Genomic DNA, 9,678 nt, shown 5'->3' on the forward strand with positions numbered 1-9,678 from the left:
GTTCTATATATAGTATTAACAGTTTTTACTTGCTTTTTAACTAAATTAATATGTGTTGTAATGGTGACGGGGGAAGGGCTAATTTCCTTGATGTTAAGGGGGATTATTTGCTTAATTATACCTAATATTATGTATATTATAATTTTTAGTAAAAACGAAGAATTTCAATACTTAAAAGAAATATTAATTCGTGTTGTGTTCAAGTCTAAAGAGAAACGGCAACCTATGGAAGTTTAACTTGTTCAAGTGAATAGAATTTATAAACACCATAAGGCTTTAATTAATATAGAAAAAAGTTAATTATCTATTACTTATGTTGATGGGAGAGGTTTTTTTGATATGGTTTTGGCAATAGAGCAATTGAAGAAACAATATTATGACTGGAGATGTTGGGATTATTTGTATAGAAAAATGAAAATGAATACAAAAAATCAAATTAGGTCCACCTTCGATTCTTATAATTCTTCCATACCATACATTAATAAACCTGGCATTGCTTTTTCTTTTGATGACAGTTTTCGTGTAAGAGATTGGGTTACTTACGGGAAGGATATGTTTGGGTTTTATGATGTTAAGGTTACTTTTAATATTAACGCATTTCATCATTATGAGGGGGAAAGAAAACATACCCAAGATGAAATTGACATGTTGATTGAACTCCAATCTAACGGCCATGAGATTGCCCATCATGGATTTCGCCATAAAAATGTTGTTAGATACACTGATGAAGTAGGTTTAGAGAAATGGATAAAAGATGAAATTATTTCCATGTTTGAATGGATGGAAAAACAAAGTCACTCCAAAACTGGTGAAAAGTTTACGAAACCTATTACGTTTGCTTTTCCATACTTCGCTTCCAATGAACAAACTTTAAAGGAAATTGTTCCAAAATATTTTAAGCTGGCAAGAGGTTTTCAAAGGGGGTATAATTTAACTCCATTTAAACATAGTGGTTTTGTTCCTTCTATTTGTATAGATAGTGAATTTTTAATAAATCCAAAAAACGTAAGTAAGATATTGAAATTAGTGAAAACTTCTGGATGCAATTTGATTTTAACCTGCCATTCCATCTTACCAGATGAAGTTAATTGGGAAATATACGGATGGCCAATGACCGAACATGAGCGAAAATGGAGAACATCTCCGAGAGTAATCCAATATATCATTAATGAAGCTAAAAAATTGGGCCTGGAATTTTATACAACTGCGGAGTTAAGTGGTGTAGCAACGTTTATAGATCGAAATTTTGAAAAGTATGTAAGAAATCTACTTTCTAAGGAGCCCGATGAATGGATACTTTTATCGGATTTGACCTCAATTAAGGAATTAGATCTTAGTAATCAACAAATAAATAATCTAGATGGAATTCAATATTTTACAAGCTTGGAAAAGCTTAATATTACTAATAGTTGTATTACTGATAGTAGGTTATTAGAAAAATTACCGAATTTAACTATAAGATATGTCAATGAAAATTAACAAACTTAACCTTTTTTAAGAAGTATTCGCAAAAACAAATCGTTTCTATAATTTGTTCGTTATTAAGAATGAGTGGTTCATAAAATGATTCATATTGAAAGTTGAAAGGTGAGTAATCACAATTAAATCAATTCGAAGATTTGCAGCAATATCAATATTGTTCATTCATATACATTTCTTTGCTTAACCTTGTTCATTGTCTTATTAATAAAAAGCATTGATAGGAAAATCACTAGTATTATTTGTTTTTTCCTTTTTATTCAGGACTTAAAATTAGAAAAAGAAGTTTGAACAAAAAAGTAGATTAAAAACCTTAGATAAAGGATGTAATGTTATGAATCCAAAAATAAGCATTATTGTCCCTGTATATAAAGTTGAAGCTTATTTAAGAAAATGTATCGATTCGATCTTATCGCAATCCTTCACAGACTTTGAACTAATACTTGTAAACGATGGGTCTCCTGATAATTGTGGTTATATTTGTGATGAATATTCTGCTAAAGATAGTAGGATAAAAGTTATTCATAAAGTAAATGGTGGGTTATCTGATGCAAGAAATGCAGGTATTGAAGTAGCAATAGGAGAATATATAGGGTTCGTAGATAGTGACGATTATATAAATGAAAAAATGTATGAGCTATTATATGTCAATGCAATAGAACATTCTTCTGAAGTGGTAATCTGTGACGTTAAAGAGGTAAATGAAGAGGAAGAGCTGGGTAGTAGTTATTTTGAAGATACTTTTAATGTAGAAAACTTTACTAATATTGAAGCTTTAGAACAGATATATGAAAGGAAGGTTGGTCTCTTCACTTTTGCAACGAATAAGCTTTATAAAAGATATTTGTTCGAAGAGCTAAGGTTTAATAAAGGCAAAATTTATGAGGATGAGTTTATCTTGCATAAAATATTATATTTGTCTAAAAGAGTTACTTTTATTCCATGTGAACTATATTATTATCTGCAGAGATCTAACAGTATATTAAATTCCCCATATTCAATGAAGAAGTTTGATAAGGTTTCTGCCTTAAAGGAAAGGGTTGACTTTTTTTATGACATAAACCAGACTTACCTTCAAAATAAAGCTTTGAAAAGTTATATAGACTTTTTTATATGGAATTATTTTGTTGCGAAAGATGAACTACAAGATGTAAATAAAGAATTAAAAGAACATAAGGGGCAGTTTAATAGACAATTTATCAATATTTTGAAAAACCCGTTAATTAGCGCTAAACAGAAAATGGTAATCTCGTTGTTTATAATAAATCCTTTTATTTTTGAATTTATTAAGATTCTGGGTTCATTTAAAAAATTTAAAAAACAATACCTTTAATGGAAATTCACATTTTAAAGTACAAAGTACTATCGAAATGTTCTTTATTAAGAATTATGATTAAATACAAATATAATAATTATTTAAATTTCTAAACGAATTAAATAACTTTCATGGATGCCTCCTAGCTGTTATCAAAGTAGGCACTGGTCATGCTGTGGTTGATTGACCTTAGAAATTTGTTGTCAGGAGTATGATGAGAGGTAGGGTTATATGCCATTTAAAACTAAAGTTTATTACATTTTATTTTGTAAGTTCAGAGTTGACGAATAAAATAAATCCATAAGAATTACGGGAGGGTTGTATTAGGTGAATAAAGTATTAAATCGATTAACGAGAAATTATTTTGACTGGAGAACATGGAATTATTTTTATAAAAATATGCGTATAAATACTTCAAATAATGAAACAAAAAATTCAAATTCTGAAATAGAAACAAATAGCTCACCCCTTCGTTATATTAATAAGCCTGGTATCACTTTTTCTATAGATGATAGCTTCCGGATAAATGATTGGTATAAATATGGTAAGGATTTGTTTAGGTTTTATGATGTAAATGTAACATTTAATATTGATGCTTTTCATCATTATGAAAATAGAAGAGAAATTACACAAAAAGAGATAGATATGCTCATAGAGCTGCAGTCAGACGGTCATGAAATTGCACATCATGGTTTTAAACATGAAAAAGCGGTGGAATATTCTGAACAAAAAGGGGTAGAAACATGGTTAAAAGATGAGATTGAACGAATGTTTGAATGGTTAGAATATCAATCACATTCCAAAACGGGGGAAAAATTTAAAAAACCTGTTACTTTTGCATTCCCAAGTTTTAGTTATAACGACCAAACTATAAGCGAATTAATTCCTAAATATTTTAAGATTGTAAGAGGTCATAGAAGTGGGGATAATCTAGTCCCTTTCAATCATACAGGGTTTGCTCCTTCATTTTGTATAGATAGTCATTACTTATACAATCCGAAGAATATAATAAAAATACTAAAATTTGCTAAGGAGAATACTTGCAATTTAATTTTTACATGCCACTCAATATTACCTGAAAATGTTACTTGGAATAATTTTGGATGGTTGATGAGTGAACATGAAAAAAGATGGAAAGTTTCCCCAAATATCCTTGAATTTATCATTAAGGAAGCCAATAAGCTTGATATGGAATTTTATACAACAGCAGAACTAAGTGGAGTAGCAACATTTATTGATAGGAATTTTGAAAATTATGTTAGACAAAAAATTTCAAAAGGCTCTAGTCAATGGATTAATATATCAGATTTAATTTCAATTAAAGAGCTCAATCTAAGTAATTTAAACATTACAAACTTAGATGGAATCCAATATTTCCAGGGTTTGGAAAAGGTTGATCTAAGTAACAATAAAATAAATGATTTTCGATTACTAAACAAGCTTCCAAATTTAAAGGAAGTAAAATTGAATAATTCCAATTTAATTGAGCCCGTTATTATATAGAACACTTGTGTACTAGTAATATTCAAAATTGATTAGGCTACGGTATTCCATCATTGAAGAATTTTAATGAAATTTGTAATATTAGTAGTTAGAAAAAAGGGAGAGTTAGATTGTGAGTAAACGTATAGAACAATTAGATTCCTTACGCGGATTAGCAGCTTTTGCTGTTGTCTTACATCACCTGCCACTATTAGCGCTTACAATGCCCGACGTAGTGTATAAACTAATTAGATATTTGGGAATAAATTATGGGCACGGTCCTGTAATGTTATTTTTTGTGCTTAGTGGTTTTGTTTTATCACTCCCTTTTTTAAAAAATGAAACAGTTAATTTTTTTCCATACGTAATTAAAAGATATTTTAGAATATATGTTCCGTACATTATAGCTATTTCGTTTGCAATTGTATTTTCGCAAATATTTTTTCAAAACAAAGTTGAAGTGGTTGGATCTTGGCAACACATGTTATGGACTACACCCATTAGTTTAAAATTAATTTATGAACATCTCTACTTCTTAGGTAATATTCATTCAAATACATTCAATGGAGTTATTTGGTCCTTAATTCATGAACTTAGAATCTCTTTGTTTTTTCCATTCATTGTAATTTTGATTAAAAAGATTAACTGGAAAGTTACTCTCATTATTTGTTTAATTTTGTCAGTGATTTCTGGGTTAAATAATGTTTTCGATTTTCAAGTTTCTAACGGAAACGACATAACGTATTTCCACACAATCCACTATACGGCCCTTTTTATTTTTGGGGCATTACTTGCGAAACATAATATTAGTGTAGTAAATTCATATAAAAAAAAGAGCTTTTTCTTTAAATTATCATTTTTAACTCTTGCTTTTTTTCTTTATAATTTTTCTGAATTTATTGTGCATTATTTGTATGAACTTACAAGACTAGAATTTGTATCAATTTATTTTAATATAATCATGGAGTATGGGATTGCAGTTGGGTCTCTTGGAATAATAATCTGTGCTCTAGGATCTGTCAGAGTTAGAAGATTCCTTTTGTTTAAACCATTTCAATTATTAGGAAAGATATCTTTTAGTTTATATCTTTACCACTTACCCGCTATATTACTAAGTATATATTTATTACATGACAAACTATCATTATGGATGATCTGTATAATTTCTGTATTTTTTAGTTTGGGTATTTCAACAGTAGCATGGAGTTTAATTGAGGTACCAAGTATGAAAATGGGGCGAACTGTTGCTAATAAAATTAAAGAAAAACAGTTGATTATTATTACAAGAATTCGTAATAAGTCAGCTTAATAAACCGGAATATTTTATAAAATAAAGATAATAGGGGTTTTATTGTGAATATTGAGATAAGCATAATTGTACCTATTTATAATCTTGAAAAGTATATTCATAAGTGTGTTAGCTCCATCTTATCCCAAAGTTTTACGAACTTCGAATTAATACTGGTTAATGACGGTTCAACTGATCAAAGTGGAAAGATATGTGATGAGTATGCAGAAAAGGATAATCGTGTAAAAGTGATTCATAAAGAAAATGGTGGAATAGCATCTTCGCGAAACGCAGGGTTAGAAGTTGCTGTCGGTAAATATATAGGCTTTGTGGATAACGATGACTATATTAATAAATTCATGTACGAAATACTTTATAAACATGCCATGGAACATTCATCCGATATAGTTGTATGTGATTACATAAATATTGATGAAGGGCAGAAAGTTGATACAGAACTCTTAGAACAAAATTATAATACCCAGCACTTCAGTAATCTAGGTGCATTACATTTTATATACGAAGATATGGAAAAAGATACTTTTATTTATCCATGGAACAAATTGTATAAACGAAGTTTATTTTCAAATATAAAATATGAACTGGGAAACATTTATGATGATGAATCTGTAGCACATGAACTGCTTTATAAGTGTAATAGCGTAACATATATTCAAAATGGCCTTTACTACTATGTGAAAAGAAAAGGTAGTCAAATAAACACGGCCTTTACAATAAAAAAATTTGGGAGGGTATATGCCCTTAAAGCAAGGGAAGTTTTCTTTAGAAAAAATAAAGAACGAGAACTTCATGATAAAGCACTTAAACATTATATGCAGGTGTTTTTTTGGTATTATTTTATGGCGACCTCTACTCTAACGGGTATCAAAAAAGAATTAAAAGCATTAAAGCGTACTTTTGATAAAAGTTTAATATATTTATTGGCACATAAAGACATAAGTTGGAAACAAAAATTAATGTGTGTAGTTTTCAGTGTTAATCCAGATATTTTTCGAGTTATTAAAGATATCGGGGAAAAAAACAAAAAAACCCAAGTTGAGATTTAAGACATTACATAGTATTTATGTGATGTCTTTTTATTTTAATTAATATTTAGGAGTGGGCTACTATGAAAGGAATCATTTTAGCAGGTGGAAGTGGAACAAGGTTGTATCCATTGACAAGGTCGATATCCAAGCAATTATTACCTATTTATGATAAACCCATGATTTATTATCCAATGTCCGTTTTAATGTTAGCCGGTATAAGGGATATTTTGATTATCTCAACAACTGAAGATCTACCAAGATTTGAGCAACTTTTAGGAGATGGTTCAGAATTAGGTATCAATTTATCATATAAAATTCAGGAGTATCCTAATGGGTTGGCAGAAGCATTTATAATAGGAGAGGAATTTATTGATCAACATGATGTTGCATTAATTTTGGGTGACAATATCTTTTATGGACATGAGTTTATTTCTACTTTAGAAAGAGTCTCTTCTCAATTAAATGGCGCTACGATATTTGGATACCATGTTAAGGATCCGGAACGATTTGGAGTTGTGGAATTTAATCGGGATGGAAGGGTATTGTCCATAGAAGAAAAACCGAGCTTTCCTAAATCAAATTATGCGATTACGGGCCTATATTTCTTTGACAATCAAGTTGTTGATATTGCAAAAAAGGTTAAGCCTTCTCTAAGAGGGGAGCTAGAAATAACAGATATTCTCAAAGAATACTTACAAAGTGATCAATTAAATGTTGAATTACTGGGACGTGGTTTTGCTTGGCTGGATACAGGGACACATGAATCCTTATTGGAAGCATCACAATTTATCGAGATCATCGAAAAAAGGCAACTTCAGAAAATCGCTTGTTTGGAGGAAATTTCTTTTAATAAAGGATATATTTCGGAGTCAAAGTTATTAAAATTAGCGGAGCCTTTGAAGAAAAGTGAATATGGTCAGTATTTACTAAGATTAATAGCAATGAATAAATATAATGAAACGGCTGAACTTGTAAATTAATTTAAATGACAAGTATCTTGGGGGATTCTATATGAAAGTTATTGATACAAAGCTTGATGGTCTGAAAATAATTGAACCAAAAGTCTTTGAAGATAATCGTGGTTTTTTTATGGAAAGCTTTAATTTTAAGAGCTTTAAAGGATATGGATTGGAATTTGACTTTATCCAAGACAATCATTCACTTTCTGTTAATAAAGATGTAATCCGTGGACTTCATTATCAACTCAACCCAAAAGCACAGACTAAATTAGTCAGAGTTATTACAGGAGCCATTTATGATGTCGCAGTCGATATTAGAAAAGATTCTCCGACATTTGGTCAGTGGGTAGGGGTTACATTAAGTGAAGATAACCATCGTATGCTTCTAGTCCCTAAGGGCTTTGCCCATGGATTTTGTACTTTAACAGATAACACACATGTCCAATACAAGGTTGATGAGTACTATTCAGCCGAGAATGACAGGGGAATTCTTTGGAATGATCCTCAACTTTCCATTAATTGGCCTACGGCGAACCCAATTTTGTCTGAAAAAGATTCGAATCAGCCGTTTTTACGAGAAGCAGAAATTAATTTCCACCAACTGTCTAAAGTGGAGGTAGGACATGAAGACTTATGATTACCTTATAGTTGGTGGTGGAATTATTGGCATGTCCATTGCAAGGGAATTGAAAAAGAGATTTCCCAATGCTTCTATATGTTTATTAGAAAAGGAGTCAGATGTAGCCTTTCATTCTAGTGGAAGAAACAGTGGAGTATTACACGCTGGATTTTATTATACTGCGAATAGCTTAAAGGCAAGGTTTACAAGAGATGGTAACCTAGAGATGACTAAATTCTGTGAAGAAAATGGATTGAAAATAAATAAATGTGGAAAGCTTGTAGTCGCAACGAATAAATTAGAATTAAGAGGCTTGTATGAATTAAAAAAGAGAGCTGAAAATAACGGTGTAGAGTTAATATGGGTTGATGAATCTGAAGTTTCATTGATTGATGCTAATGTTAGAACATATAAAAAGGCTTTATTTTCTCCAAATACATCATCTGTTAATCCGATTGAGGTATGTCAAACACTTAAAGCAGAAGTAATAAATAAAGGGGTAGATATCTTCTGTAATACTAAGTACAAAAGTGTATCAGACAAGTATATTATCACAAATAATGGGAATTTCACATTTAATTATTTTATTAATGCAGCAGGTCTATATGCTGATAAAATTGCAAAGGATTTTAACTTTGGAGAAAGCTATACAATTATCCCTTTTAAAGGTATCTATTTGAAATACGAGAAAAATAAAACTGATGTTATTACAAATATATATCCAGTTCCTAATCTTGCAAATCCTTTTTTAGGTGTACATTTTACGAAAACCGTGGATGAGTCTATAAAAATTGGACCAACTGCTATTCCTGCTTTTTGGAGAGAAAACTATAGTGGGTTGAGAAATTTTAAAATAAATGAGTTTTTTACGATTTTGTTTTATGAAACAAAGTTATTTGTGAAAAATTCTTTTAACTTTCGCTCATTAGCTAAAGAAGAAATGAAGAAGTATATAAAATCATATTTTATTAATTTATCCTTAAAAATGGTTAAGCATGTAGATAAAAATGGATTTGGTCAATTCGTGAGACCAGGGATACGTGCTCAATTATTAGATAAGAAAACATTAGAGCTTGTGCAGGATTTTGTTGTTGAAGGTGACGATCGGTCCTTTCATATCTTAAATGCTGTTTCTCCAGGTTTCACATGTGCATTCCCATTTTCTAGATTTGTTGTAGATGAAATTGTCAAAAAACAAGCCAACAGATTAGATAAGGAAAATATTTCATAGTGATATATAAATTTAAGAGGTGTATGGAAGAAGAGTACACTTTGTAGATAATCTGAACTATTACAAATTATTGGGATTAACTGTGAAGAATCCATTAATAAAGTGGGGCACAAGGTATGACTTTAAAAGAGATTTTAAAAAGAAACAAACATACTTATTTTATAATTACTAAAATAAGAGATTTGCAGTATATTACACAAAATATTTTTTTCCCTAATATTATTTACAAAATTAATTTTAACTTAAGAAAATTTTT

At 30.0% G+C, this 9,678-nt stretch carries 8 protein-coding genes and 1 pseudogene; all 9 read left to right on the forward strand.

Features of this window, described 5'->3' with window-relative positions; genetic code table 11:
• Positions 1–237, forward strand: a pseudogene (locus V7112_RS19100) (lipopolysaccharide biosynthesis protein); the annotation flags it as partial.
• Between the two features lie 102 nt (positions 238–339).
• A complete protein-coding gene (locus tag V7112_RS19105; RefSeq protein WP_335422818.1) occupies positions 340–1,479 on the forward strand; it encodes a polysaccharide deacetylase family protein in 1,140 nt (379 codons plus the stop codon).
• Between the two features lie 334 nt (positions 1,480–1,813).
• Positions 1,814–2,812: a glycosyltransferase family 2 protein gene (locus V7112_RS19110; RefSeq protein WP_335422821.1), complete on the forward strand. Its 999-nt coding sequence runs from the start codon at positions 1,814–1,816 to the stop codon at positions 2,810–2,812.
• A 309-nt stretch (positions 2,813–3,121) separates the two neighbouring features.
• Positions 3,122–4,297 carry a polysaccharide deacetylase family protein gene (locus V7112_RS19115; RefSeq protein ID WP_335422823.1) on the forward strand — a complete coding sequence of 392 codons (1,176 nt, stop codon included), beginning with the start codon at positions 3,122–3,124 and terminating at the stop codon, positions 4,295–4,297.
• Between the two features lie 112 nt (positions 4,298–4,409).
• Positions 4,410–5,585 carry an acyltransferase family protein gene (locus tag V7112_RS19120; protein WP_335422825.1) on the forward strand — a complete coding sequence of 392 codons (1,176 nt, stop codon included), beginning with the start codon at positions 4,410–4,412 and terminating at the stop codon, positions 5,583–5,585.
• Between the two features lie 44 nt (positions 5,586–5,629).
• Positions 5,630–6,631 (forward strand): glycosyltransferase family 2 protein, encoded by a 1,002-nt coding sequence (locus tag V7112_RS19125; protein ID WP_335422828.1) that lies wholly within the window; start codon positions 5,630–5,632, stop codon positions 6,629–6,631.
• Positions 6,632–6,693: 62 nt separating this feature from the next.
• On the forward strand, positions 6,694–7,593 hold the full coding sequence (rfbA, locus tag V7112_RS19130; RefSeq protein WP_335422831.1) for a glucose-1-phosphate thymidylyltransferase RfbA: 900 nt from the start codon (positions 6,694–6,696) through the stop codon (positions 7,591–7,593).
• A gap of 31 nt (positions 7,594–7,624) precedes the next feature.
• Positions 7,625–8,209 carry a dTDP-4-dehydrorhamnose 3,5-epimerase gene (gene rfbC / locus V7112_RS19135; RefSeq protein WP_335422834.1) on the forward strand — a complete coding sequence of 195 codons (585 nt, stop codon included), beginning with the start codon at positions 7,625–7,627 and terminating at the stop codon, positions 8,207–8,209.
• The gene (gene lhgO / locus V7112_RS19140) at positions 8,196–9,422 is read left to right on the forward strand and encodes an L-2-hydroxyglutarate oxidase (protein WP_335422836.1); all 1,227 of its coding nucleotides are present in this window, start codon (positions 8,196–8,198) and stop codon (positions 9,420–9,422) included. Before rfbC ends, lhgO begins: the two co-directional genes overlap by 14 nt.
• The last annotated feature ends 256 nt before the right edge of the window (positions 9,423–9,678 follow it).

The organism is Bacillus sp. JJ1566 (assembly GCF_036962685.1).
Lineage (GTDB): Bacteria > Bacillota > Bacilli > Bacillales > Bacillaceae_L > Ferdinandcohnia.